The sequence below is a fragment of the Streptomyces cinereoruber genome (assembly GCF_009299385.1).
Lineage (GTDB): Bacteria > Actinomycetota > Actinomycetes > Streptomycetales > Streptomycetaceae > Streptomyces > Streptomyces bikiniensis.
On record NZ_CP023693.1, the window covers coordinates 5,144,280 to 5,169,389 of the forward strand.

The window sequence follows — 25,110 nt, forward strand, 5'->3', positions numbered from 1 at the left end:
GCCCGAAGATCTTCCGACGACCTCTTGATGACTCGTCAGTAATGCTGATGGGATCTCCGGCACGCGCACCCCGAACACACCGACGTGCCGGAGGTCCCCCTTGCCGCGAACCACCTGGTCCACCACCTGGCGAACCGCTCTCCTCGCGAGCGCCGTCGCCGCCGCGCTGCTCGCCCCGACGGCCGCCCGTGCGGAGACCGGGGACGGGGCCGGACGCACGGCCGGCGCCGGCATCCCCGCCCTCACCGACGAGCACGGCCGCGTCCTCACCCTGCGCGGCTGGAACGTCGAGGACAAGGCGAACCGAGGCGACGCCGCCCTCTCGGCCGTCACCGAGAAGCACTTCCGCGACATGCGGGCCAAGGGCTTCAACTTCGCCCGGCTCCTGGTCTTCTGGGACGACCTGGAGCCCCGGCCCGGCCAGTACAGCCAGGCCTACCTGCGGAAGATCGAACGCATCCTGGACTGGGCGGAGAAGCACGACGTCAAGGTCCTCGTCGATGCCCACCAGGACGTCTTCGGCCCCGCGTTCGGCCACCGGGGCATCCCCGCGTGGGCGACCAGGACCGACGGGCTGCCCTTCACCCCGCGCCCGGACGACTGGTTCTCCGAGTACTTCGAGCCCGCCGTCCAGCGGGCCTTCACCCACCTGTACGAGGACGAGGACCTGCGGCGCGCCCAGGCCCGCATGTGGCGGGTGCTCGCCGACCGCCTCGACGACCACCCGGCCCTCCTCGGCTACGACCTGATCAACGAGCCGATGGGCGAGGTCCGGGAGGGCGAGGACCTGGCCACGGCGGCCCGGCGCATCGAACGGGACCAGCTCACCCCCCTCTACAACCGGCTCGCGGACGCCGTCCGCACGGTCGACCGGGACGCCTGGATCTTCGTCGAGCCGACCCCCATCGTGGGCGAGGGCGTGCCCACCGGGCTCGGCCGGATCCACGACCCGAAGGTCGTCTACGCCCCGCACTTCTACAACACCGGCATGGAGGCCGGCGCCGACTACGACCCCGCCGCCGGCTGGATCGAGAGCTACGAGCGGGCCGTCACCCGCTACCCCGAGCAGTACAAGGTGCCCGTGGTGGTGGGGGAGTGGGGGCCGCTCAACAACTCCCTGCCGAACATGAACCGCTTCTACCGCGACGCGATGTCCTCCCTCGGCCGGTACGGCTCCGGCTGGGCCGGTTACGTGTGGTGCTACGGCGGCGGCTACTGCGCGGTCGACGGCACCGGCGCCTTCCGCACCAACAAGGAGCTGACCGCCGAGCCGTACGCGGAGGCGGTCGCGGGACGGGTCCGCTCCACCACGTACGACTCCGGGACCGGGGTCTACCGCCTCACCTACGACGCCGCCGGGCGCCGCGGCTCCCGGGTCACCGAGCTCTCCCTGCCGCCCGGCGACTGGCGGGTGACGGCCCGGGGCGCGGCCCTCGTCCTCCGCAAGGACCGGGGCCGGGCCTGGATCCTCGCGGCCCCCGACGCCCGCGTGACGGTCACGGCGACCCGTAGCTGACGGCGGACAGCTGACGCCGGGCAGTTGACGGCGGGTCGGTGTCGACGGGCCGCCGGTGCCGCCGGCCTGGTACCGACGGGCCGCCGGTGCCTGCGGCCCGTCCCGCGTCGGCCGTCCGCCCCGTCCTGCCGCCGCCCCGGCGCCCCTCGCTTCCGGTCGTTCACCCCTTCCGTTCGGGGTGCAGCAGGTCCGTGATGCGGTGGGCCGCCGTCGAGAGGTGGCGGCGGGCCTCGGCCAGCTGCTCCGAGGTCACCCCGTGGTCCCGGGCCGCGTCCCGGACCTCGTCGCGGAAGCGGTCGAGGAGCCGGTCGAGGTCACGGGCCGGGTCGCCCGAACCCTCCACGTCCCGCGCCCACTCCGGCGTCCCGTCGGCCGGGGCCGCCGCGAAGGGCGGCTCCCGGTCGGCGGCGCCGGCGGCCTTCGGATGGGTCGTGCCCGTCACCAGGTCACCGAGCTGGGCCGTGATGCCGGAGATCCCTTCCCAGACACCCTTGGGCCAGTCGCCCCGCGAGAAGCGGTCCTGGACCTCCTCCTGGACCTGCTGGGCGATCCGCTGGAACTCCTTCGCCTGGCGGCGCGCCGACCGGGCCTCCGCGCGGGCCTCGCGGGCCTGCTGCTTCCACTCCTGCCCGACCCGGCGCAGCTCCTCCTTGGCGTCGGCGAACGAGGGGGACTCCGCCGCGCGGGCCCGGCCCGCCGCCGCGCGCATCTCGCTGCGGACCCGGCCGGCCGCGCCGCGCACGTCGTCGCGTATCTCCGCCGCCAGCTCCGACACCGACTCGCGGATCTCCCGCTCCAGGTCGTCCAGTTCGGCGCCGCGCCCGGCCAGTTCGGCACGGCCCGCCTCGGTGATCGAGTAGACCTTCCGGCCCCCCTCGCTGGCGTGGGTGACGAGCCCCTCGGCCTCCAGCTTGGCCAGGCGGGGGTAGACCGTGCCGGCCGAGGGCGCGTAGAGACCCTGGAAGCGCTCCTCCAGGAGTCTGATCACCTCGTAGCCGTGGCGCGGGGCCTCGTCGAGCAGCTTGAGCAGGTAGAGGCGGAGGCGGCCGTGGGCGAAGACGGGCGGCATGTCAGAGCACCTTTCCGGTCGCGGAGGGGGTGGAGGAAGGGCCGGCGCCGGGATCCTCGTCCGCCTCGGGGCGGCGGAGCAGGGCGATGGAGCCGGAGACGGTGGTGGCCTTGAGCGTGCCCCGGCCGGAGCCGAGGGTGCCGGTGACGGTCTTGGCGCCCCACTGGCCCCCCACCCGGAGGTCCTCGAAGGCGTTCGACACGGAGCCGCTCGTGGTGCTCGCCTCGACCCGGGCGTCGGCCGGGTGCGGGAGGCGGATGGCGACCTCGCCGGAGACGCTGGAGAGCCGGATGTCGGCGGGCAGGCCGTCGAGCCCGGCCGGATCGAGGTCGACGACCATGTCGCCGCTGATCGTCTCGGCCCGCACGGAGCCGCCGGCGCCCTCGATCACCGTCACGTCCCCGGTCATGGAGTTCGCGTGCAGGGCGCCCGTGACCGACTGGGCCTCCAGGCTCCCCGAGACGCTCTCGGCGCGGACCGGGCCGGAGAGCCCCAGGAGGGTGGTGTCGCCGCTGACGCCGCGCACCTCCGTACGCCCCCTGATGCCGGAGACGACGGCCTCGGCACCGACCACGCCCACCTCGACGTCGACCCCCGCGGGGACGGCGACGGAGACGACGGCGCGGCGCCGGTACTCCTTGCGGTCGAACAGCTTGAGGACGTGCTTCCACTGGAGGTCCTCGTAGCCCACGGTCAGGGTCGAGCCGTCCTGCGACACGAGCAGCGGCGGGCCGTCGACCTCGGAGATCTCCACACGGGCGGAGTCCTCGTCCGTCCCCACCACGTTCACCGCGCCGTTGACGATGCGGATCCGCAGGCGCGTCACGGGGTCGGCCGGCGCCAGCTTCGTCGGCTCGGTGACGGACCACTCTGTCATGGTGCTGACCTCCCGTGTCGGCAACGCAACATATCGCGTCTCTCGAAGCAACACGATATATCGCGGTCGAGTGAAGTCAACCCTGACTCTTCCCTGAGGCAGGGTGTGCAATGACCCCCTTAAGCGGACAAATTGGCCTAGCGTAGGGGCATGAACGCGACATCCGGACCGAAGTCCGTCGGGGCGCTGCTGCTCTGCCGCGCCGATCCCCCGGCGGTCCGGCCGCCGGCCCGGCTGCTCGGAGAGCACCTGCTCCTCGCCCCCGCCGGCCCCGACTGGAGCGTCCTCGTACCGGAGGGGAAGCCCTGGCTGCACGGCGGGGAGCCCGTCGAGCAGGTCGTCACCGGCTGGGCCACCGCCCTCGCCGTCCCGGCCGCCACCTGGCCCGTCGTCGCGCTGTGGTGGGACCGCGACCGGGCCGGACTCACCCTGGCCTCCGGCTTCCGCCGCACGGTCGGCTACACCTGGCTCGCGGACGGCACCCCCGTCGGCGAGGACGAGGCCATGCGCACCTTCGCCGTCCGGCTCGCCCTCGACCCCGTCCTCGACGTGCAGGCCCTCGAACCGCTCACCGCCCCCGACCCGGAGGCCGACGCCCACAGCCGGCTCGTCGGGATCGTCGCGGTCCTCGCCCGCGCCGGCCTCGCACTGCCCACCGGACTCGTCCCCGGGGACCACGCCGACCGGCTCCGCTCCGTCGCCCTCGCGCAGGGCGCCGAACAGATCGAAGGAGCCGCCTGGAGGGACGCGGTGCGCGCCGAGCTCGACGCGGTGGAGGGCGGCCCCCTCGGCCCGTACCTGCGCGGCCCCCGGGCGCGCGTGCTGGGCGGGGCACAGCTCCTGGCGGGGGTGCCGCTGCTGCTCTGGGGCGCCGGACGGCGCAGCGGCGGCTGGGCGACGGCCGGGGCCCTGCTCGTCGCGCACGGCGCGCTCGGACTCGCCTACGACCGGCTCAGGGAGCGGTGACCGTACGGCGGCCAGGGGTGCGGCGGCGCCCTACTCCTCGTCGTCCTCGTCGTCCAGACGGGCCAGCCAGGTCGCGAGGCGCTCGACCGGCACCTCGAAGTCGGGGTTGAGGTCGACGAACGTCCGCAGCTGCTCGGCGAGCCACTCGAAGGTGACCTCCTCCTCGCCGCGCCGCTTCTCCAGTTCCTCGATGCCACGGTCGGTGAAGTACATGCGATCAGGATAGGTCGTGCCCCCGCCGTGTTTACGCCGTCCTCCTCCGTCCCCTGTCGCCCGTCAGTCCCACCCATTAGCCTTCTGGATCCAACATCGCTTCGGGGAGCGGGGGCCGCTGTGGCACGGGGGATCGCGCGGATTCGGCTGGACGACGGCACGCCCGTGTGGGCGCGGGTCGGCGACGCGGAGGAGCTCGGCGGGGGCGGCGGGTTCCAGGACACCGGCGTCAGGGACCGGGTGGTCTCCATGGCCGGGGGACTCACGGACGTCGTGCGCGGCGTGGTCGGCTCGCTGCGCGCCGGGCTCGACCCCCAAGGGCCCGTGGAGGTCGCCGTCAGCTTCGGCATCGAACTGACGGCGCAGTCGGGCAAGGTGATCGGGATCCTCGCGGACGGGTCGGGCACGGCCTCCGTGAACGTCTCCCTCACCTGGACCGAACCCGGGCCCGAATCAGGACCCGAACCAGGGCCAGGACTTGAAGCGGGAACCGGAGCCGAAGCGGGAAGTGGATCCGGACCCGGACCCGGACCCGTACCAAGGCCCGGATCCGTACCCGTCCCGGACGAGGGCTCCGTCCCGGCCACCGCCCACGCGCCCGCGTACCGCCCGCCGGCCGTCCCGCCGGTCCCGGCCGCGCCTCCCACCCCTCCCGCGCCCCCGGCACCCCCCGAGCCCCCCGCGCCGCCCGTCCCCCCGGCGCGCGCCCCGCACGCGGAGGACCACGCGGAGGACACCGCCCCGTCCCCCGGGAACGGCCCCCACGCGCGTCCGGCGGCCGACGGAGCCGCATGAGCGCCTTCGACGCTCTCGTGCGCCCCGCACTCGTACGCATCGCCGCTCCCGGCAGCGGGTATGACCCGCACGGCGACCGGTACTGGGGCACCGGGTTCTTCATCGCCCCCGGCTGGGTGCTGACCTGCGCCCATGTGGTGGCCGAGGGGGGAAGCGCGGTGTGGAGGAGCGAGCCGGTCGTCGGCGTGACCTGGGAGGACGGCAAGACCACCCGTGAGGCCACGGGCACCGTCGTGCTCGCCCTGCCGCGCCCCGAGCGGCCCGGGGACCCGCCCGACCGGTGGGCCTTCCCCGACGTCGCCCTGCTGCGCGTGCCCGGCACGCAGAAGGCGTCCTGCGTGCGCCTCGGCGAGCGCCCGCCCGTCCCGCCGACCGCCGTCGGGCTGCACGGCTGGTCCCGCGAGACCGGCGAGCTCGGCGTCCGGCACGTACAGGGCAATCTGATCGGCAGCGACGGACAGGCCCTGATCACCGACTGGGTCATGCCCGTCGAGGGCTGCTCCGGCGGCCCCGTCGTCGACCTCGCCCAGGGGGCCGTCGTCGGCCTCAACAAGGGACGCGGACGCGACGGCGGCGCCGTCGTCCCCGTCACCGCCCTGCGCCGGCTCCACGACCTCCCCGGCGGCGGGGCGATGGGCGAGGCGCTGCGCGCCCACGACCGCCACCACCTCGCCCGCTACCGCTCCCTCGACGACCGGCCCGACTGGACCCGCGCCCAGCGGCTGCTGTCCGCCGCCCACGGCGTCGGCCCCGGCCTGCGCACCCAGCTGTACGGGCACTTCGCCGAACTCCCCGCGCCCACCGCGCCCGGCGAGGTCATGGACCTCGTCGACCAGGTCAAGGCCTGGATCAGGGACGACGACCTGCCGGACGCCCTGGAGGACGACCCGCGCACCTGGAGCGAGGGCGCCGGACTCCTCCGGGGCCTGCGCGCGCCCCGCCGGGACGGCGTCCGCGACCTCGACCTCGACGCCGTCCTCCTGTACGCGGCCCACGTCGTCCGGCACGTCTCCGAGCGGTACGGCGAGCGGGCCGACACCGCCGCCCTCACCCACTGGATCGTCGACGAGTCGGGCGACGCCGACCGGCACCTGAGGCGCGCGATCGACCGGCTCGTCGGCCCCGGCCGGCCCGCGTCCCTCTCCGTGCGCGAACCCCGTGCGCGTGCCGACGTCCTCCTGGAGATCGACACCCCCCGCTACGACCGGCGCTACCCCTGGCGGGTCAAGCTCCTCCTCGACGGGCACACGGTCAGCCCGCTCCACTGCGACGACCGGGGCGTCGAGCGGGCCAGGCTCCGGGAGACCCTGCGCGAACCGCTCGCGGACGCCCTGCGGCGCGGCGACAGCGGACCGCACCTCGCCGCCGTGGAGGCGGTCCTGCCGCGCGAGCTCTTCGACGAACCCCTCGACACCTGGCGGCTCGAACCGCCCCAGGGCCCCGAGGACGCCTGGGGGACCACCCTCGGCCAGCGCCGGATCGTCGTCATCCGCGACGCCCGCCGCCACGCCCGCGAACCGGCCCCCGAATGGCGCGAGCGCTGGGCGGCGGGGGAGCGCGGCCCGCTGCGCGCCGTCCCGCTGCGCGCCGAGGTGCCCGGCGCGGGCCCGGACGCCCACACCGCGCGCGTGCGCCGGGAGACCTGGGCGGAGGCCTACGACCGGCTGCGCGACGCCGAGGGCGGCGCCGTCCCCGTCCACTGCGGCCCGGTCGGCAGCGGCGACGGGCTCATGGCGATGAACGCCGCCCTCGCCGCGGGCCACCCGCTGGCCCTCTGGCGGACCGGCGCCCACGACCACACCGACTGCGCGGAGTTCCACGAGCGGGCCGACCGGCTGCTCGCGGACGCCGCCACCGCCTGGGACGTGCGCGGCCCGGTCCGCTCCCTGCGCACCCGCGCCCCCGACCGGGCGGCGGGACCCGAGGCGCGGGCCGCCTACGCGTGGGCCGAGACCATCGCCGTACTCCTCGACCCGCCCGACCGGCCCCCGCACGGCGGGCGCCTGGAGGCCCCGCCCCTGCTCGGGGAGGGGGAGCAGTGACCGGAGCGACCACCGGGACGACACCGCCGCGATCCGGCCGGAACGGGCATCGGCAGCCCCCGCCCCCGGGCGGTATTTTCGACGGGCCCGGCACCGACACCGCAGCCAGGAGGAGTCCATCGTGAGCGATTGGCGGATCTACCGTGGTGCCGGTCTCCCGCACGACGAGATACGGCGGCTGCCCGCCCCGCCGCCCTGGCGCGACTTCTCGGCCGGCGGCACGGACGACACCCTGGCCGGCTCCGACCGGAGGCTCGGCGTCCGCCGCCGGCTCGTGCAGAACCACCACCCCCGGCCCGCCGAGACCGACGCCGTCAACGCCGCCCTGTACCTGCGGCGTCCGCTCCTCGTCACCGGGAACCCCGGCACCGGCAAGTCCACCCTCGCCCACGCCGTCGCCCACGAACTGGGCCTCGGGCGCGTGCTGCGCTGGCCCATCGTCAGCCGCACCACCCTCCAGGACGGCCTCTACCGGTACGACGCCATCGGACGCCTCCAGGACGTGCAGCTGGAGCGCGCCCGCACCGACGCGTCAGGCCCCTCCGCCGCCGCCCCGGCCGGCATCGGCTCGTACATCCGGCTCGGCCCGCTCGGCACCGCGCTGCTCCCCTCCGAACAGCCCCGCGTGCTGCTCATCGACGAGCTCGACAAGAGCGACCTCGACCTGCCGAACGACCTCCTGAACGCCCTGGAGGAGGGCGAGTTCGCCATCCCCGAGCTGGAGCGGCTGGCCGACCGGGAGCCCGTCGTGGAGGTCCTCGGCGACGACGGGCGCAAGGTGCGGATCTTCGGCGGCCGGGTCCGCTGCACCACCTTCCCCTTCATCGTCCTCACCTCCAACGGCGAACGGGACTTCCCCGCCGCCCTGCTGCGCCGCTGCATCCGCCTGGAGCTCGAACCGCCCGGCGAGGAGCAGCTCGGCGCCATGATCGAGGCCCACCTCGGGGCCGGGGCCGCCACCGGCGAGGGCGAACGGGACCTCGTCCAGCGGTTCCTGAACCGCGAGCCCGGCGAGGTGATCGCCACCGACCAGCTCCTCAACGCCCTCTACCTCACCCAGCACGCCTCCCGCGCCGAGCGGGTCACCAGGGAGCGCATCGCGGACATGCTCATGCAACCGCTCGACCAGCCGAGGTGAGGACCGGATGCACCGGCCGGACCGGCCGCACCTGGTGGAACTCGCCCGCAGACTGAGGGCCGGCGGCCAGGACCCGACCGCCGAGGACCTCGCGGACGCCCTCTGGCTGGCCCGCTGGCTCCCCGGCCCCGAGCCGGAGACCGGGTCCGGGTCCGGATCGGGGTCCGGTCCGGGGGAGAGCGCAGGCCCGCTCTCCGGGACGGCCGGGGACGGCCGGAAGGGGGAGCGGGACGGGGGCGACCGGGACGCGGACGGTTCCGTGCGGACGGAGGACGGTTCCGTACGGGACGGAGTGGTACGGGACGGGGACGGGCTCGTGCGCGGCGCGGGCGACGCGGCCGGGGGCGCGGGGCCCGACGGAGCCGCCCGGGAGTCCGTCTCCATCCACCTGCGCGCCGGAGCCACCGGCGCGCGCGGCGGCGCGGGGCGCACGGAGCGGGGCGCCGGGCTGCCCGTCCGCGCCCCCGGAGCCAACGCCCTCCCCGGGCTCCTCGGCCTCCAGAAGGCCCTCCGCCCCCTGCGCGACTACGCCCCCGCCCCGCCCCGGCCCGGCGAGGGCGTCCTCGACGAGGAGGCCACCGCCGAACGCAGCGCCGCCGCCGGCATCCTCACCCCCGTCCTGCGTCCCGCCGCCGGCCACCGCCCCGACATCCAGCTCCTCATGGACACCGGCCCCGCCATGGGCGTCTGGAGCCGGATGGTCGAGGAACTGCGCCAGGCCTGCCAGCAGTCCGGCGCCTTCCGGGACGTCCAGGTGCACCGCCTGTACGACACCGGCGACGGGCCCCCGCTCGTCACCACCACCTCCGGCGCCGACGGCCGGCCCCGGCTGCGCCCCGTCGACCAGCTCCACGACCCCACGGGCCGCCGCCTCACCCTCGTCGTCAGCGACTGCGTCGGACCCCTCTGGCAGCGCGGCGCCGCCCAGCGCTTCCTGCGCCAGTGGCCCCGGCACTCCCCGCTCGCCCTCGTCCAGCCGCTGCCGCCGCGCCTCTGGCCCCGTACCGCGCTCCCCGCCGAACCCGGCACCTTCCAGCGCTCCGCCGCCCCCGGCGGACACACCGCCTTCCGCTCCGACGACGAGCCCTGGGGACCCCCCGTCCCCGGCCACCAGGCCGTCCCCGTCCTCACCCCGACCCCCGAGGCCTTCGCCTCCTGGGCCCGGCTCCACACCGGCCACGGCGGCGACGCCGTACGCGGCTGGGCCGCCCGGCTCGCCCCCGGACCGGCCGGACCGCACGCCCCCCGGCCGCCCCGTGCCCCGCGCGGCGACGAGGAACTCCTCCGCGCCTTCCGCGCGGGCGCCTCGCCCGGCGCGCTCCGGCTCGCCGTCCACCTCGCGGCCGCGCCCCTGACCCTGCCCGTCATGCAGCTCGTCCAGCGCGCCATGCTCCCCGACACCGGCCCCATGGAGCTGGCCGAGGTCCTGCTCAGCGGACTCCTGCGGTGCCTCCCGGGGCCCACCCCGTACCCCTGCTTCAGCTATCCGCCGGGCGTCCAGCAGCACTTCCTCGGCTCGCTCGACCCCAGCGCCGCCGCCCTCGTCCTCAAACACTGCTCCGCCTACGTGGAGCGCAATTTCGGCCAGGGCATGCGCAACTTCCCGGCGCTCGCCGCCGCCCGCCTGGCCGGTACGGGGAGCGGGGACGAGGCTGGGAACGGTGCCGCACCGGCCGACGCGACCGACGAACCCCTCGGGCCCGACAGCGCCGAGGCCGAACTCTTCGCCCGCATCCCCGCGCGCGTACTCCGCTTCTACCACCCCGACCTCGTCACCCCCGACCCGCTCACCGAGGCCCGCCGCCTCCTCGCCCAGGGCCGCGGCCAGTCCGACCCGGCCCTCCTCGCCGGCGCCCGCGAACGCGCCGAGGCCGCCCTCGACGCCGAACCCGTCGAGGCCCGGATCGTCCTCGCCCGCGCCCTCCACGCCGAGGCCGGCACCGCGGCCGCCCGGCGCTCCGCCCGGCGCGCGGAACTCCTCGCCCGGGCCGCCGACACCCTCGTACGCGCCGGGGAACTGGCCGGGACCGGCGGCGAGGCGTGGGCCGAGGCACGGCTGGAACTCGCCGTCGTCCACCACGCCCTGTGGCGCGACACCGGCGACCCCGGCCACCTCGACGCCGCCCTCGGCGCGCTCGCCGAACCCCCGGAGCGCTGGCCGGAGACCGTTCGCCACACCCTCCACCTGCGCCGCGGCCGCCTGCTCCTGGCCCGGGGCGACGGCACCGCCGCGGCCGGGGAACTCACCACCGCCCTCGGCCTCCGGGAGAGCGCCGCCGTCCTCCTCGACCTCGCCGACGCCCTCCACCTCGCCGGGGCCGGACCCGACCGGATCGGCCCCGTCCTCGACCGCGCCGAACCCCTCCTCGGCGACGGCCGCGCCCTGCGGCTCCGCTTCACCACCGCCCGCGCCCGGCTGTACGACACGGCCGGCGACGGGGCCGCCGCCGACGCGGCCTACGAGGAGGCCACCCTGCTCGCCCCCGCCGACAGCGAACAGCGCGGCCGGACCCTGCTGACCTGGGGCGGGTCCCTGCTGCGCCGCGCCGCCGCCGGCACCGGCACGGCCCCCGTCGACCGGGCCGAGGGGGTCCTGCGCGAGGCCCTCACCCGACTGCCCGCCGACGCGCCCGAACGGGCCGGGGCCCGCACCCTCGTCGGCAGCGTCCTCGCGCTCCGCTTCCACCGCGCCGGGTTCCTGCCCGACCTCTTCGAGAGCCGCCACCTCCTGGAACAGGCCGTCCGCGGCACCGACGAGCCCGGCGCACGGGCCGAGGCGTGGCTGCAACTGGCCCGGGTGCGCCTGGAGTTGTCCGAGGTGGCCAGGGACGGCCTGATCGGCGCCGCGCTCACCGCCTACCGCAACGCCGAGGAGGACGCCCGTGCCGCCCACGGCGACGCCCCCGGCTCGGTCACCGCGGCCCGCGCCCTGCACGGCCAGGGCGCCGTCCTGCTCCTGATGGGGCGCCCCGGCCGCGCCGGGACCGCGCTGCGCGCCGCGGCCGAACGGTGGCGGCGGCTCACGGGCGAACTGGTGGAGGTGGACTGGGCCGACGTGGAGCGGACCAGGACGCTGCTCGCGAGGGCGGAGGCGGAGGCCGAGGACGGCCCGCCGCCCGGCGGACCGTCCGAACGGGAGCGGCGGGGCATCGCGCCCCCCTGGTGGACCTTGGCCGAATCGTCCGGGTGAGCGGCGTGACGACGGGGGGCGCACATGGGCGCAGTTGAGTCGAACGTGTTTCCGGCTTCCCGGCCTCGGGAAGAACCGCTCCGCCGCTACGACTGCGGGGGACGGGCGCCGGTGAGGAGGAGCCGAGGGTGTTCGAGCACACGGGGTGGACGAGTGGCGCCGGCCGGGTCGCCGACCGCACGGCACACCCGCCCGACCGCGCGGCACGTCTGCCGGACCGCGTGGCACCCCTGCCGGACCGCACGGCACACCCGCCCGACCGCGCGGCACGCCTTCCGGATCTCGCGGCCGTCGACCTGCGCACCCTGCGCGTCCTGGAGGACCCGGCGCTCGTGGCCGAGGTCGACCGCGTCCTCGGACGCGCTTCGGAGCTGGGCGAGTCGTGGTTCTCCGACGAGGGCGCCGAATGACCCGACCGGGTCCTCCGCTCCTCGGGGCTTAGACCGCCTGGGCTCGGCCGACGAGACCCGGGCCGGCCGGGCCCCGGCCCGTCGAGCCTCCGCACGTCTGCCGGGAACCCCGCTCCACCCGCCGGCGGGGAGGCCGTCATGACCCCCGCGCCCCCCTCCGCCGCGCTCCTCGGGCTGTTCGCCCGGACGCGGTCCACGCGCGACGGGGCCGCCCTGCTCCGTTCCGCGCTCCACGCGCGCCGGCTCGTCCTGCTCAAGGCGCTGCTCGTCCGGGTCCGCCGGCACCGGGCGGAGCTCGGCGACGGGGTGGAGGAACGGTTCGAGGCCGCCTGGCACCTGCTCGAACGGGCGGAACGGCGCGCGCCCGCCGCCGTCCGCGACCTCCTCGACTACCCCACCACCGGCGGCTGGCTCGCCGCCGCGCTCACCGCCCCGCCCGGGCCGGAACTCGACGCGCGGCTCGCCCACTTCGACGCCCTCGCCCTCACCGCCGCCCTGCGCGCCGGCTGTGCCCTGGACCTCACCGTGGCGACCCCGCACGGCACCCTGTCCCTCACCGGCCTCGGACGGCTGCTGACCGGGGCGGACCGGGCCGCCGTGCGGACCGAGGGCCACCACGCGCGGATCACCCCCGAGGGCGCGGGGCCCGACCGGGCCGTCCTGCTCCCGCGCGACCCGGGCGACCTGAACGACCTGGGAGACCCGCGCGCCCTGAACGACCCGGGAGACCCGGGAGACCCACGCGAACTACGCGACCCGGACGACCCGCGCGGCCCAGGCGACCCCCGCGTCCCGCTCCACCCCCACCCCGGCCGACCAGCCGACGCGGACCCCGGCCGATCGCCCGCCGCAGCCCCCCACTGGAGCCCCCTCCTCCGGCTCCCCGGCGGGGCCGCCGTCCTCGACGACCTGGACCCCTACCGGGTGCCGCGCGGCGGGATCGGCACCCCGCCCCGTACCGGCGTGGAGGCCGGACCCGCCGGGCGGGCCGTCTGGGCCGAGCGCTGGCGTGCGGCCCTCCGCCTCCTCGACGCCACCGACCCGGGCCGCGCCGAGGAGGTGCGCCGCCTCGTCCGCGTCCTGGTGCCCGTCGCCCACGCCGACCGGGGGACCGGCCCGTTCGGGGCCACCCTCCGCGCCGCCCCCGGCGCCGTCCTCGCCACCCTGCCCGACGGCCCCCGCGAGATGGCCGAGGTCCTCGTCCACGAGACCCAGCACACCAAACTGGCCGCCGTCCACGAACTCGTACCGCTCTACACCGCCGGACCGGCCACCGTGCACAAGGTCGGCTGGCGCACCGACGCCCGCCCGATCGCCGGCGTCCTCCAGGGCGCCTACGCCCATCTCGCCCTCACCGACCTGTGGCGGCGCGCGGCCCGTTCGTCCGGGCTGCCCGCGCCCTGGCGCACGAGGGCCGGGCAGCAGTTCGAGAGATTCCACCATCAGGTGGGCCGGGCCCTCTCGGTCCTGCTTGAATCCGATGAACTGACCAATACGGGGAGGGAGTTCGCCCGCCACATGCGTCAGCACCACGCGCGTCTCGGCGCCACACCCCGAGCACTTCGGTGACATTATGCACGCGCGTGACCACACGCCGTGGCGTGCGAGCGGACAGGGAGAGGTACACATGGCGGAACAGGCGCGGCCGACCGGGGGCGGAGCCCCGCGCGGAAGCACGGCACCCGAACACGTCCTGGTGGTCTTCCCCGGCTACCACCGGCCCTGGGCCACCTGGATCGCCCAGCGCCTCGACCTGCACGGGGTCCGCGCCACCCCGCACCGCTGGGACCCGCCCCGCGAGGTGCCCCTGGAGGACTCCCTCGGCGACCTGCTGCTCGCCCGCGGGCAGGTCCTCCTCGTCCTCAACGACTGGTTCTTCGAACTCGGCCCGCGCCCCGCCGGGGAGTGGAACGACGTCCTGCGCGGCTTCGTCGCCGCCCACGCCGACCGGTTCGCCGCCGTCAACCTCACCAACCGGCCCCTGCTCCCGGCCACCGCCGTCCTCGAACCGGTCGGCCTCTGGGGCGTCGGCGAGGAGGAGGCGGAGGCCCGCCTCCTCAGCCGCCTCGGCGTCGAACCCCGCCGCTCCGCCGGCCGCCGCATCCCGCCCGGCGCCCTTGTCCGCTACCCCGACACCCCGCCCGAGGTCTGGGGCGAGGTCCCGCGCCGCAACCCCCGGTTCACCGGCCGCGACGACCTCCTCACCGAGCTGCAGGAACGGCTCATGGACGCCGAGCGCGGCAACGCGGCCTGCACCCTCCTCGGCATGTCCGGCATCGGCAAGACCCAGATCGCCGCCGAGTACGCCCACCGCTTCAGCCCCGACTACGACGCCGTCTGGTGGGTCAGCTCCGACGACCGCAACGTCCAGCGCGACCGCTTCGGCGAACTCGCCGTCGAACTGGGCCTCCCCGTCGGCAACGAACCCGGCGAACGCATCCGCGCCGTCCGCGAGGCCCTGCGCCGCGGCGACCCGCAGAGCCGCTGGCTGGTCGTCTTCGACGGCTGGGACGACATCAGGGACGTCGGCGTGATGCTCCCGCACGGCCCCGGCCACGTCCTGATCACCTCCCGCAACCGCCTCTGGGGCGAGCACACCGACCTCCTGGAGGTCGGCGGCTTCGCCCGCGCCGAGTCCACCGGCTACCTCATGCGCCGGGCCCCGCACATCACCGCCGCCGAGGCCGACGAGGTCGCCCACGAGTTCGGCGACGTCCCCCTGCCCCTCGTCCAGGCCGCCGCCTGGCTCGGCGAGTCCGGCATGGAGGCGCCCGAGTACCTCCGCATGGTCCGCGAGGGCCGCCTCTCCACCGTCGACGACCCGACGGGCGGCGAGGGCATGCCCAACGCCTCCCTCACCTCCTGGTCGATACTGATCAACCGGCTCCGCCGTGCCCAGCCGCAGGCCGTCGAGATCCTCAGCTTCTGCGCCTCCTTCGCCCCCGGCCGCATCCCCCTCGGCCTCGTCCGCGCCTACCCGCAGGCCGAACTCCCCGAGGACCTGCACTGGATGGCCAACGACCTGCCGGCCTGGACCCGGGCCCTCGACACCCTGGTCAACTACTCCGTCCTCACCCGGGAGACCCGCGGCCCCGTCAGCACCGACATGGGGCCGCACCAGGAGTCGGTCCACATGCACCGGCTCGTGCACGACATCGTCTCCCGGCTCACCGACGGCACCCACCGCGCCGCCCACCGCAAGGCCGTCCGCACCCTGCTCGCCGAGGCCGACCCCGGCAACCCCATGGACAGCCGCAACTGGCCCCGGTACGCCGAACTCCTGCCGCACCTCGAACCCTCCGGCGCCCTGGAGAGCCGCAGCCCCCGCATCCAGAACGCCGTCCTCAACTGCCTGCGCTACTGCTACCGCAGCGGCGAGTTCAAGGCCGGCACCCGGCTCGCCGAACGCATCCGGCTCAGCTGGAGCGGGTTCATGGACCCGGTGGCCCCGCCGATGCTCACCCTCACCAGCCAGGAGGGCAACATCCTGCGCGCCGGCGGCCGGTTCCGCGAGGCCCACGTCCTCGACTCGGCCGCCCTCGAACGGCTCCACGCCCAGACCCCGCGCAACGAACACGCCGAACTCATCGCCCGCAGCGCCGCCGCGAGCAACCTCCGCTACCTCGGCCAGTACACCGAGGCGGAGGAGCTCCAGCGCCGGCTCCTCGCCGAATCCCAGCGGATCCTGGGCGAGAACGAGTTCATGACCCTCCTCGCCCGCCACAACCTCGGCGTCAGCCTCCGCCTCCTCGGCCGCTACCAGGAGGCGTACGACCTCGACGCCGAGAACCTCGCCCGCCGCGAGACCGTCCTGCGCGCCCGCCACGCCAACACCCTCAACTCGGGCAGCGCCCTCGCCCACGACCTGCGCCTCCTCGGCCGCTACCGGGACGCCCTCGTACGCCAGGAGGCCAGTGTCCGGCTGCACGTCCAGGTCCTCGGGGCGCAGCACCCGCAGACCCTCTCGGCCCGCGCCCAGCTCGCGCTCTGCCGGCGCCGCGAGGGAGGCGCCCAGCAGGACATCGGCGCCCAGATGGCGAGCCTCCTGGAACAGATCGAGCAGGTGCACGGCCGCGAGCACCACACGACCCTCACCTTCATCAACAACTACGCCAACTACCTGCGCGAGCACGGGGACCTCGCCCACGCCCGCGAGCTGACCGCCGAGGCGGAGGCCGGGTTCCGTGCCATCCTCGGCCCCGCCCACCCCGTGGCCACCGGCATGGTCGCCAACACCGGACTCGTCCTGCAGGCCGCGGGCGACCGCTCCGGCGCCCTCGCCCTCCTGGAGTCCGCCCTCGGCGGCTTCACCGCCACCCTCGGCCCCGACCATCCCTGGGTCCTGGGCTGTGCGCTCAACGCCGCCGCCGCCCGCAACTTCAACGGGCGCGTCGGCGACGCCGTCGAGCTGAGCCGGGAGACCCTGCGCCGCGCCCGCCGGGCCCTCGGCGACGAGCACCCGCTCACCCTCTCGTGCCGGATCGCGCTCGCGGCCGACCTCCGGGGCGTGCGCGAGGTCGAGGAGGCGGGGAAGGTCGAGGAGGACGGCCTCCTGGCCCTCACCCGTACCCTCGGCGCGCAGCACCCGCACACCCTCTCCGCCCGCCAGCGCAACCGCCCCTACTGGGACTTCGAGGCCTACCTCGGCTGAGAGCCCGGCGAGGGCACGCGGAAACACCGGAGGCCCGGCACCCCCAAGGGGCGCCGGGCCTCCGCCCGTCCCGCGCGAGCGGTCCGGGATCAGGCGTCGAAGACCTCGTCGACGAGCTGCTGCTGCTCCGCCTGGTGGCGCTTGGCCGAGCCGACCGCCGGGGAGGAGGAGTGCGGACGCGAGATCCGGCGCAGGCGCTCGCCCGCCGGGATGTCCGCGCCGACCGCCAGGTCGAGGTGGTCGATCAGGTTGAGCGCGATGAACGGCCAGGCACCCTGGTTCGCCGGCTCCTCCTGGGCCCACAGGTACTTCTCGGCGTTCGGGTACTTGGCGATCTCGGCCTGGAGCTCGGCACCCGGCAGCGGGTACAGGCGCTCCAGTCGGATGATCGCCGTGTCCGTGACACCGCGCTTCTGACGCTCGGCCTCCAGGTCGTAGTAGACCTTGCCCGCGCAGAAGACGACCTTGCGGACGGCGGCCGGGTCGACCGTGTCGTCGCCGATCACCGGGCGGAAGCCGCCGGTGGTGAACTCCTCCACCTTGGACGCCGCGGCCTTCAGGCGCAGCATCGACTTCGGGGTGAAGACGATGAGCGGCTTGTGGTGCGGGTTGTGCACCTGCCAGCGCAGGAGGTGGAAGTAGTTCGACGGCAGCGTCGGCATGGCGACCGTCATGTTGTCCTGGGCGCACATCTGGAGGAAGCGCTCCGGGCGCGCGGACGAGTGGTCCGGGCCCTGGCCCTCGTAGCCGTGCGGCAGGAGCAGCGTGACGCCGGAGGTCTGGCCCCACTTCTGCTCGGCGGAGGAGATGAACTCGTCGACGACGGTCTGCGCGCCGTTGACGAAGTCGCCGAACTGGGCCTCCCAGACGACCAGGGCGTCCGGGCGGGCCAGCGAGTAGCCGTACTCGAAGCCCATCGCCGCGTACTCGCTGAGCAGCGAGTCGTAGACGTTGTAGTGGGCCTGGTCCTCGGCCAGGTAGAGCAGCGGGGTGTGGTCCTCGCCGGTCTCCTGGTCCACCAGGACCGCGTGGCGCTGGCCGAAGGTGCCGCGGCGGGAGTCCTGGCCGGAGAGCCGGACCGGGGTGCCCTCCATCAGCAGGGAGCCGATGGCGAGGGTCTCGCCGAAGCCCCAGTCGATGGTGCCGTCGTCGATGGACGCGGCGCGGCGCTGCATCTGCGGGAGCAGACGCGGGTGGACCGTGATCCGGTCCGGGACGTTGACCTGGGACTCGGCGATCCGCTTCACGACCTCCTGGGAGACCGCGGTGGTGACGGAGACCGGGAACTCGGCCTGGGCGTCCGGGACGTGCACCGGAGCCGAGGAGGCGGTGGTGGCCTCGCGGACCTCCGCGAACACCTTCTCCAGCTGGCCCTGGAAGTCCTGGAGCGACTGCTCCGCCTCCTCCAGGGTGATGTCCCCGCGACCGATGAGCGACTCGGTGTACAGCTTGCGCACCGAACGCTTCTTGTCGATCAGGTTGTACATCTGCGGGTTGGTGAACGAGGGGTTGTCGCCCTCGTTGTGGCCGCGGCGGCGGTAGCAGATGAGGTCGATCACGACGTCCTTGTTGAACGTCTGGCGGAACTCGAAGGCGAGCCGCGCGACGCGGACCACGGCCTCCGGGTCGTCGCCGTTCACGTGGAAGATCGGCGCCTCGATCATGCGGGCCACGTCGGTCGCGTACATCGAGGAACGCGAGGACTCCGGGGCGGCGGTGAAGCCGACCTGGTTGTTGATGACGATGTGGACCGTGCCGCCGGTGCGGTAGCCCCGCAGCTGCGACATGTTCAGCGTCTCGGCGACGACGCCCTGGCCGGCGAAGGCCGCGTCGCCGTGGAGGGCGATCGGCAGGACGGTGAAGTCCGTGCCGCCCTTGTTGATGACGTCCTGCTTGGCGCGGACGACACCCTCCAGGACCGGGTCGACCGCCTCCAGGTGCGAGGGGTTGGCGACCAGGGAGACCTTGATCTGCTCGCCGTCCAGGCCCGTGAAGGTGCCCTCGGCGCCCAGGTGGTACTTGACGTCGCCGGAGCCGTGCATCGACTTCGGGTCGAGGTTGCCCTCGAACTCGCGGAAGATCTGCGCGTACGACTTGCCGACGATGTTCGCCAGGACGTTCAGCCGGCCGCGGTGGGCCATGCCGATGACGACCTCGTCGAGGCGCGACTCGGCGGCCGAGTCGATGACCGCGTCGAGCAGCGGGATGACGGACTCGCCGCCCTCCAGGGAGAAGCGCTTCTGGCCGACGTACTTGGTCTGCAGGAAGGTCTCGAAGGCCTCGGCTGCGTTCAGGCGGCGCAGGATCCGCAGCTGCTCCTCGCGCTCCACGCGGGAGTGCGGGCGCTCGACGCGGTCCTGGATCCACTTGCGCTGCTTCGGGTCCTGGATGTGCATGAACTCGACGCCGGTGGTGCGGCAGTACGAGTCGCGGAGCACGCCGAGGATGTCGCGGAGCTTCATCATCGACTTGCCTGCGAAGCCGCCGACCGCGAACTCGCGCTCCAGGTCCCACAGGGTGAGGCCGTGCTCGGTGATGTCCAGGTCGGGGTGCTTGCGCTGCTTGTACTCCAGCGGGTCGGTGTCGGCCATGACGTGGCCGCGGACCCGGTAGGAGTGGATCAGCTCGAAGACGCGCGCGGCCTTGGTGACGTCGTCGTCGTGGGAGGCGTCGATGTCGCGGAGCCAGCGGACCGGCTCGTAGGGGATGCGCAGGGCCTTGAAGATCTCGTCGTAGAAGCCCTCCTCGCCGAGGAGGAGGTTCGCGACGATCCGCAGGAACTCGCCGGAGGCGGCGCCCTGGATCACGCGGTGGTCGTACGTCGAGGTCAGGGTCATGACCTTGGAGATGCCCAGCTTGTTCAGGGTGTCCTGGGAGGTGCCCTGGAACTCGGCCGGGTAGTCCATCGAGCCGACGCCCATGATGACCGACTGTCCGGGCATCAGACGCGGCACGGAGTGGACCGTGCCGAGGCCGCCGGGGTTGGTCAGGGAGACGGTGACGCCGGAGAAGTCCTCCATCGTCAGCTTGCCCACGCGGGCGCGCTTGACGATGTCCTCGTACGCCTGCCAGAACTCGAAGAAGTTGAGCGTCTCGGCCTTCTTGATGCCCGCGACGACGAGCTGGCGGTCGCCGTTGGGCTTCACCAGGTCGATCGCGAGGCCGAAGTTCACGTGCTCCGGCTTGACCAGGGTCGGCTTGCCGTCCTTCTCCGCGAAGGAGTGGTTCATGGACGGCATGGCCTTGATGGCCTGCACCATCGCGTAGCCGATGAGGTGGGTGAAGGAGATCTTCCCGCCCCGGGCGCGCTTCAGGTGGTTGTTGATCACGATCCGGTTGTCGAAGAGCAGCTTCACCGGGACGGCGCGGACGGACGTGGCCGTCGGCACCTCCAGGGAGGCGTTCATGTTCTTCGCGACCGCGGCGGCGGGGCCGCGCAGCGTGACCAGCTCGGGACCGGCCGGGGTCTCGGAAGCCGGGGCGGCCTTGGCGGCGGGCTTCGCGGCGGCCGGAGCGGCCTGTGCGGCGGCCGGCTTGGCGGCCGCGGGGGCCGCCTTCACCGCGGCCGGGGCGGCGGGAGCCGCGGCCGGCTTCTGTGCGGCGGGAGCCGGAGCGGGCGCGGGCACGGAGGCCGGAGCGGCAGGCGCGGCCTGTGCGGGGCCCGTCTGCTGCGCGGCGGGGGCGCTCGGCGTGCTCTGGGTGGGCGCCGGGGCGGCCGGGGTCTCCGACGCTCCGGGCTTGTAGTCGGCGAAGAAGTCCCACCAGGCACGATCGACCGAATTCGGGTCCTGGAGGTACTGCTGGTAGATCTCGTCGACGAGCCACTCATTGGCACCGAAGGCGGTCGCAGGGTTCTGGCCCTGCCCGTCTTGGTCGGTCGGGGAGCTCGGGGTACTGGGGGACTGAGACGACACGGCGGCAACCGCCCTCTTCCGCTTCACAAGGTGATGGACAGCGGAAATAAAGGCTACGCCTGTCCGGCCGGGAGGTGCAGGCCGGGCACTCCAACGTCGCGCAAGTCACACTTGACGGGGTGTTTCGGAGCCGTGAATGGCGGGAAACAAGCGTGGTTCCGCTGGTGTGAGGGTACGGAGAAGCATCGGCACGACCGCCTTCGGCCGCACCTCTGAACGCACCCCGTTCACGTGCGCGGAGGTCTCACCCCCGTACACGCAGAACGTGTTCTTCCGGTTCGAACCCTACGTCAATCCGTCGGTGGACGACTGCCCGGAAGAGTGACTCTGATGCGGCACCCGCGTGATGATTCGGCCACACCGATCTCGCCGCCGTGCAGATCGACCGCCCAGCGGGCGATCGCGAGCCCCAGGCCCGTCCCGCCGTCGCTGGCCGGGCCCTGCCGGCGCGAGGCCGAGCCCCGGTTGAACCGCTGGAAGACCTTGTGCCGCTCCGACTCCGGGATGCCGGGTCCCTCGTCCTCGACCTCCAGCTCCAGGGAGTCCGGATACGGGCCGCGCCGGGCCCGCACGGTGACCCGGCCGTGCGGCGGGGAGTGCTTCACCGCGTTGTCGATCAGGTTCGCCATCACCTGGTGCAGCCGCTCCGTGTCCGCGTGGGCGACCAGTTCGGGCGGCGACACGTCCAGGTGCAGGTGCACGTCCGTGCGGTTGTGCAGGCCCGAGGTGGACGACAGGCCGCGCTGGGACGCGGCGAGGTTCGCCTCGCGCAGCACCCCCGAGAGGTACGGCCAGACCTCGAAACGGCTCCCCCGCAGGGCCACGACACCGTTGTCAAGGCGTGACAGGTCGAGCAGCGTCTCCACCAGTCGGCCAAGCCGCTCGGTCTGCTTGAGCGCCGACCGCATCGTCTCGGGATCGGCCTCGGACACTCCGTCCACGACGTTCTCCAGGACGGCCCGCAGCGCGGCGATCGGGGTCCGCAGCTCGTGCGAGACGTTGGCCACCAGCTCCTTGCGGTGCCGGTCCACGGCCTCCAGGTCGTCCGCCATGCGGTTGATCGTCGAGGCGAGGTCGCCCAGCTCGTCCCGCCGGTCCGCGCCCCGCACCCGGCGGCTGAAGTCGCCGCGCGAGATCGTCCCGGCCACCGTGGTCATCTCGTCCAGCGGGGCGGTCAGGGACTGGGCCACGAACTGGGTGATGAGCAGGGTCGCGATCATCGCGAAGATCGTGATGTACCGGAACTCGGTGGAGGTGCGGATCGCCACCAGGGCGAGGCAGGAGGTCAGCAGGACCGCCCCGACGACGAGCGCGCCGAGCTTGGTCTTGATGGAGATCACGATCCGGCGACGGCGGCGGCCGGCACGCCTGGCGGGGGTGTCGGGGCCACCGGGGTCGTCGGGGCCGTCGGGCCTGCCGGAGGCGTCGGGTCCACCGGGGCCGTTGCGCCCTCCGGGCCCGTCGAAGTCGCCGCACCCGCCGGGACCGACCGGCTCCCTGGGCCCGACCGGCTCCCCAGGGTCGACCGACCACTCCCCCCGCCCCGGCCCGCCCGCTCCCCCCGGCCCTCCGGCCGCCTTCGCTTCCTCCCGCGCTCCGGGCCTCCGGGGGCTCATGGCGCCGGGGTCTCCAGCGCGTAGCCGACGCCGTGGACCGTGCGGATGCGCTCGGCCCCGATCTTCCGGCGCAGCGCCTTGATGTGGCTGTCCACGGTCCGGGTGCCGGAGGCGTCCGCCCAGTCCCACACCTCGGCGAGCAGCTGCTCGCGGGAGAGGACCGCGCGGGGCGTGCTCGCCAGACAGACGAGCAGGTCGAACTCGGTCGGGGTCAGGTGCACGTCCTCGGTCCGCACCCGGACCCGCCGCTGCGCGTGGTCGATCTCCAGCTCGCCCAGGCGCAGGATGCCGCTGCGCGGGGTGACCGCCGCGAGCGCGGCCCGCTCGACCCGGCGGAGCAGCACGTGCACCCGGGCGGCCAGCTCGCGCATCGAGAACGGCTTCGTCATGTAGTCGTCGGCGCCGACGCCGAGGCCGACCAGCATGTCGGTCTCGTCGTCGCGGGCGGTCAGCATGAGGACCGGGACGGGCCGCTGCGCCTGGACCCTGCGGCACACCTCCAGGCCGTCGAAGCCGGGCAGCATGATGTCCAGGACCATCAGGTCGGGCTGCCAGGCCTCGGCGGCGTCGACGGCGGCGGGGCCGTCGGTGGCGGTCTGCACGAGGAAGCCCTCGGCGCGCAGCCGGGCGGAGATCGCCTCCACGATCGTGGCGTCGTCCTCGACCACCAGGACGCGCCGCTGGGCCCCCGGAGTGGCCGCCGCACCGTGGTGAGTGGTGTGTGTCTGCTCCATTGCCCCGCCTCGCGTCGCCGATGTCGGTGCAGCAGCCTAGAGGCACCGGTGGCGTCCCGGCTATCCAGGCGTCAGCCGGGACGGACCGCGAGGTGGACCGCGTCCGGGACGCCCCGGGCAACGGGCACCTCTTCCGTCCGTACCCCGCTGAATCCGGCATTCCGCAAGGTTGCTTCGAAATCCTCGGAGGGTCGCGCGGACCACACGGCGAGGATCCCGCCGGGGGTGAGCCGGGCCGCGCAGGCCGCCAACCCCTCGGCGGAGTACAGGGATTCGTTGCCCTCGGTGACGGTCCAGTCGGGGCCGTTGTCGATGTCGAGGCAGAGGGCGTCGTAGGTGTCGGTGGAGGCGTGGACGTGCTCCACCAGGTCCGTGTGCAGGATCACGGTCCGGGGGTCGGCGAGCGCGGCCCCGGAGATCGCGGCGAGCGGCCCCTGCCGGTGCCAGTCGATGATCGCCTCCTCGCGCTCGGCGACCACGATCCGGCCCCAGCGCGGGTCGGCGGCGGCGTGGGCGAGGGAGAAGCCGACGCCGAGCCCGCCGACGAGGACGGAGGCCCCGGCCCGGCGCTCCTCGGGGAGCGCGGCGAGGGCCGCGTCGATCAGGAGCCGCTCGGAGCGCCCGTCGGAGGTGTCCATCAGGAAGGTGCCGTTGGCGATGATCTCGTAGTGCTCGTCGCGGCGCCGCAGGACGACCTCTCCGTGGGGTCCTTCGCGCCGGTCGAGGGTCACGGTTTCCGACATCGTCGTCACTCCGCTCTCGTCGTCTCGTCGGATGGTTCCCGCCATCCTCGCCACACCGGAGCAACGACCACAAACCCGTTACGGGAACGGGCTGTCGCGCCCGCGCCCCTCCCCCCGAAAGCCCCTCCCGCGAACCCCCCACCCCACCCCCACCCCACCCCCGCCCCACTCCCGGGAGGCCACGCGCCGGGCTCCCGGGGGGCACCGCTTCAACGCCCGTCGACCCCGTGCCCTCGACCGCTTCGTCGGACTACGGTGGCCAAGCGCCCGCGACCAGCGTGCCGAGGGCCGTGCGCCGATGGGTGACCGAGCGGCCGGTGCGGGTCGTCGCCGCCATGCCCGCCGCTCTCAGCGCGGCCGCGTGGGACGAGGCCGTCGCGTTGCTGACGCGGAGAGCGCGGGCCAGGGACGTCGTGGTGTGGGGTTCGGCGAGGAGGCGCAGGGCGTCCAGCCGTGTGCGGCCCAGGACGGCGGCGAGGGCCTCGGCGGAGACGGCCGGGCCCTCCGCGGCGGGCGGGAGCCCGGGACCGGCCGGGTACGTCAGGACCGCGGGACGGTCCGGGGCGTCGTGGAGGAGCGGGCCCGCCGGGTGGTGGAAGGTGGGCAGCAGGACCAGGCCGCGCCCGTCGAGGCGGACGTCGCGGGCCGGCGCCGCGCCGGGCCATTCCCACACGCCCTCGTGGAGCCTGCTGCCCGGAGCCAGGCCGGTCAGGGCGGCGGCCACGCCGTGCCCGGCGGCCGTCAGGGCGTAGCGGGTGAATTCCTCGCGGTGGAGGTCCTGTACGACGGACCAGACCGGGGCGAGGACCGTCTCGTACGCGGCCTGCTGGGCGCGGCGCAGGGTGTGCCAGGCCGCCTCGTCGCCCCCGCGCAGGTCGTGGATCCAGCGAGGGGCGGGCGCCGCCCCGTGGACCCGCTCCAGCTCGGAGCGGACGAGAACGGGACTGGTGGCGCGGATGCGTTCGAAGCCCTCGGCGACGGTGTCGCCGAGGACGTCGAGGAAGGAAGGCGGGCGGCCCGCCGGAACCAGGTCGGCGAGCGGGCTGCTCGCGGCCGGAAGGGAACGCAGGACGCGACCGCGCCACGGCGCGAACAGCGGCCCGCCGCTCCGGGTCACGGCTGTGGTCAGGGCGGCGTGCAACTCCTGGAGCGGCGCCGGACGGGCCGCGAACCGGGTACGGGCGAAGTCCTCCGCGGTGAAGTGGACTCGCAGCACTCTCACATCTCCTCGCCCCG

The 25,110-nt window shown here is 74.7% G+C and carries 17 protein-coding genes; 9 read left to right on the top strand and 8 right to left on the bottom strand.

Features of this window, described 5'->3' with window-relative positions; translation table 11 throughout:
* Positions 1–100 precede the first annotated feature (100 nt).
* Positions 101–1,516, top strand: coding sequence for a cellulase family glycosylhydrolase (locus tag CP977_RS23365; RefSeq protein ID WP_183953276.1), 1,416 nt, complete (start codon positions 101–103; stop codon positions 1,514–1,516).
* A 160-nt stretch (positions 1,517–1,676) separates the two neighbouring features.
* On the opposite strand, the gene CP977_RS23370 is transcribed toward CP977_RS23365, so the two are convergent.
* Both CP977_RS23370 and CP977_RS23375 read right to left on the bottom strand, forming a co-directional pair.
* Positions 1,677–2,585: a PadR family transcriptional regulator gene (locus CP977_RS23370; protein WP_062752261.1), complete on the bottom strand. Its 909-nt coding sequence runs from the start codon at positions 2,583–2,585 to the stop codon at positions 1,677–1,679.
* A gap of 1 nt (position 2,586) precedes the next feature.
* Positions 2,587–3,462 carry a DUF4097 family beta strand repeat-containing protein gene (locus tag CP977_RS23375; protein ID WP_109185363.1) on the bottom strand — a complete coding sequence of 292 codons (876 nt, stop codon included), beginning with the start codon at positions 3,460–3,462 and terminating at the stop codon, positions 2,587–2,589.
* A 150-nt stretch (positions 3,463–3,612) separates the two neighbouring features.
* Here CP977_RS23375 and CP977_RS23380 point away from each other — a divergent pair, with 150 nt between their 5' ends.
* Positions 3,613–4,428, top strand: coding sequence for a hypothetical protein (locus CP977_RS23380; protein ID WP_152370757.1), 816 nt, complete (start codon positions 3,613–3,615; stop codon positions 4,426–4,428).
* 30 nt (positions 4,429–4,458) lie between these two features.
* Here CP977_RS23380 and CP977_RS23385 read toward each other — a convergent pair whose 3' ends face one another.
* Positions 4,459–4,641 (bottom strand): DUF6104 family protein, encoded by a 183-nt coding sequence (locus CP977_RS23385; protein WP_005312030.1) that lies wholly within the window; start codon positions 4,639–4,641, stop codon positions 4,459–4,461.
* Between the two features lie 120 nt (positions 4,642–4,761).
* Here CP977_RS23385 and CP977_RS35250 point away from each other — a divergent pair, with 120 nt between their 5' ends.
* The 7 genes from CP977_RS35250 (at position 4,762) to fxsT (ending at position 16,867) form a co-directional block, all read left to right on the top strand.
* Positions 4,762–5,436 carry a CU044_2847 family protein gene (locus tag CP977_RS35250; protein WP_269145149.1) on the top strand — a complete coding sequence of 225 codons (675 nt, stop codon included), beginning with the start codon at positions 4,762–4,764 and terminating at the stop codon, positions 5,434–5,436.
* Positions 5,433–7,478 carry a VMAP-C domain-containing protein gene (locus CP977_RS23395; RefSeq protein WP_062752255.1) on the top strand — a complete coding sequence of 682 codons (2,046 nt, stop codon included), beginning with the start codon at positions 5,433–5,435 and terminating at the stop codon, positions 7,476–7,478. The genes CP977_RS35250 and CP977_RS23395 overlap by 4 nt, the downstream gene beginning before the upstream one ends.
* 121 nt (positions 7,479–7,599) lie before the next feature.
* Positions 7,600–8,616, top strand: a complete 1,017-nt coding sequence (locus CP977_RS23400) for an AAA family ATPase (RefSeq protein ID WP_062752253.1) — start codon at positions 7,600–7,602, stop codon at positions 8,614–8,616.
* Positions 8,617–8,623: 7 nt separating this feature from the next.
* Positions 8,624–11,806 carry an SAV_2336 N-terminal domain-related protein gene (locus tag CP977_RS23405; protein WP_152370758.1) on the top strand — a complete coding sequence of 1,061 codons (3,183 nt, stop codon included), beginning with the start codon at positions 8,624–8,626 and terminating at the stop codon, positions 11,804–11,806.
* A 128-nt stretch (positions 11,807–11,934) separates the two neighbouring features.
* Positions 11,935–12,216, top strand: a complete 282-nt coding sequence (locus CP977_RS23410; protein ID WP_229991438.1) for a hypothetical protein — start codon at positions 11,935–11,937, stop codon at positions 12,214–12,216.
* Positions 12,217–12,354: 138 nt separating this feature from the next.
* Positions 12,355–13,785: an aKG-HExxH-type peptide beta-hydroxylase gene (locus CP977_RS23415; RefSeq protein WP_152370759.1), complete on the top strand. Its 1,431-nt coding sequence runs from the start codon at positions 12,355–12,357 to the stop codon at positions 13,783–13,785.
* A 58-nt stretch (positions 13,786–13,843) separates the two neighbouring features.
* Positions 13,844–16,867, top strand: coding sequence for an FxSxx-COOH system tetratricopeptide repeat protein (gene fxsT, locus CP977_RS23420; protein WP_062752247.1), 3,024 nt, complete (start codon positions 13,844–13,846; stop codon positions 16,865–16,867).
* Between the two features lie 89 nt (positions 16,868–16,956).
* On the opposite strand, the gene CP977_RS23425 is transcribed toward fxsT, so the two are convergent.
* From CP977_RS23425 to CP977_RS23445, 5 genes are all read right to left on the bottom strand, one after another.
* Positions 16,957–20,781 (bottom strand): multifunctional oxoglutarate decarboxylase/oxoglutarate dehydrogenase thiamine pyrophosphate-binding subunit/dihydrolipoyllysine-residue succinyltransferase subunit, encoded by a 3,825-nt coding sequence (locus tag CP977_RS23425; RefSeq protein ID WP_152370760.1) that lies wholly within the window; start codon positions 20,779–20,781, stop codon positions 16,957–16,959.
* Between the two features lie 290 nt (positions 20,782–21,071).
* Positions 21,072–22,121 (bottom strand): HAMP domain-containing sensor histidine kinase, encoded by a 1,050-nt coding sequence (locus CP977_RS23430; RefSeq protein WP_372460604.1) that lies wholly within the window; start codon positions 22,119–22,121, stop codon positions 21,072–21,074.
* Positions 22,122–22,393: 272 nt separating this feature from the next.
* Entirely contained in the window at positions 22,394–23,131 is a 738-nt protein-coding gene (locus tag CP977_RS23435; RefSeq protein WP_062752240.1) for a response regulator transcription factor, read from the bottom strand.
* 71 nt (positions 23,132–23,202) lie between these two features.
* The gene (locus CP977_RS23440; protein WP_062752238.1) at positions 23,203–23,874 is read right to left on the bottom strand and encodes a spermidine synthase family protein; all 672 of its coding nucleotides are present in this window, start codon (positions 23,872–23,874) and stop codon (positions 23,203–23,205) included.
* A gap of 250 nt (positions 23,875–24,124) precedes the next feature.
* A complete protein-coding gene (locus CP977_RS23445) occupies positions 24,125–25,090 on the bottom strand; it encodes a helix-turn-helix domain-containing protein (RefSeq protein WP_152370761.1) in 966 nt (321 codons plus the stop codon).
* Positions 25,091–25,110: the final 20 nt, after the last annotated feature.

Excerpts from the sequence above, each read along its gene's own strand:
- CP977_RS23370 (WP_062752261.1), bottom strand. The coding sequence starts at position 2,585 with ATGCCGCCCGTCTTCGCCCACGGCCGCCTCCGCCTCTACCTGCTCAAG.
- CP977_RS23375 (WP_109185363.1), bottom strand. The coding sequence starts at position 3,462 with ATGACAGAGTGGTCCGTCACCGAGCCGACGAAGCTGGCGCCGGCCGAC.
- CP977_RS23380 (WP_152370757.1), top strand. The coding sequence starts at position 3,613 with ATGAACGCGACATCCGGACCGAAGTCCGTCGGGGCGCTGCTGCTCTGC.
- CP977_RS23385 (WP_005312030.1), bottom strand. The coding sequence starts at position 4,641 with ATGTACTTCACCGACCGTGGCATCGAGGAACTGGAGAAGCGGCGCGGC.
- CP977_RS23395 (WP_062752255.1), top strand. The coding sequence starts at position 5,433 with ATGAGCGCCTTCGACGCTCTCGTGCGCCCCGCACTCGTACGCATCGCC.
- CP977_RS23405 (WP_152370758.1), top strand. The coding sequence starts at position 8,624 with ATGCACCGGCCGGACCGGCCGCACCTGGTGGAACTCGCCCGCAGACTG.
- CP977_RS23415 (WP_152370759.1), top strand. The coding sequence starts at position 12,355 with ATGACCCCCGCGCCCCCCTCCGCCGCGCTCCTCGGGCTGTTCGCCCGG.
- fxsT (WP_062752247.1), top strand. The coding sequence starts at position 13,844 with ATGGCGGAACAGGCGCGGCCGACCGGGGGCGGAGCCCCGCGCGGAAGC.
- CP977_RS23435 (WP_062752240.1), bottom strand. The coding sequence starts at position 23,131 with ATGGAGCAGACACACACCACTCACCACGGTGCGGCGGCCACTCCGGGG.
- CP977_RS23440 (WP_062752238.1), bottom strand. The coding sequence starts at position 23,874 with ATGTCGGAAACCGTGACCCTCGACCGGCGCGAAGGACCCCACGGAGAG.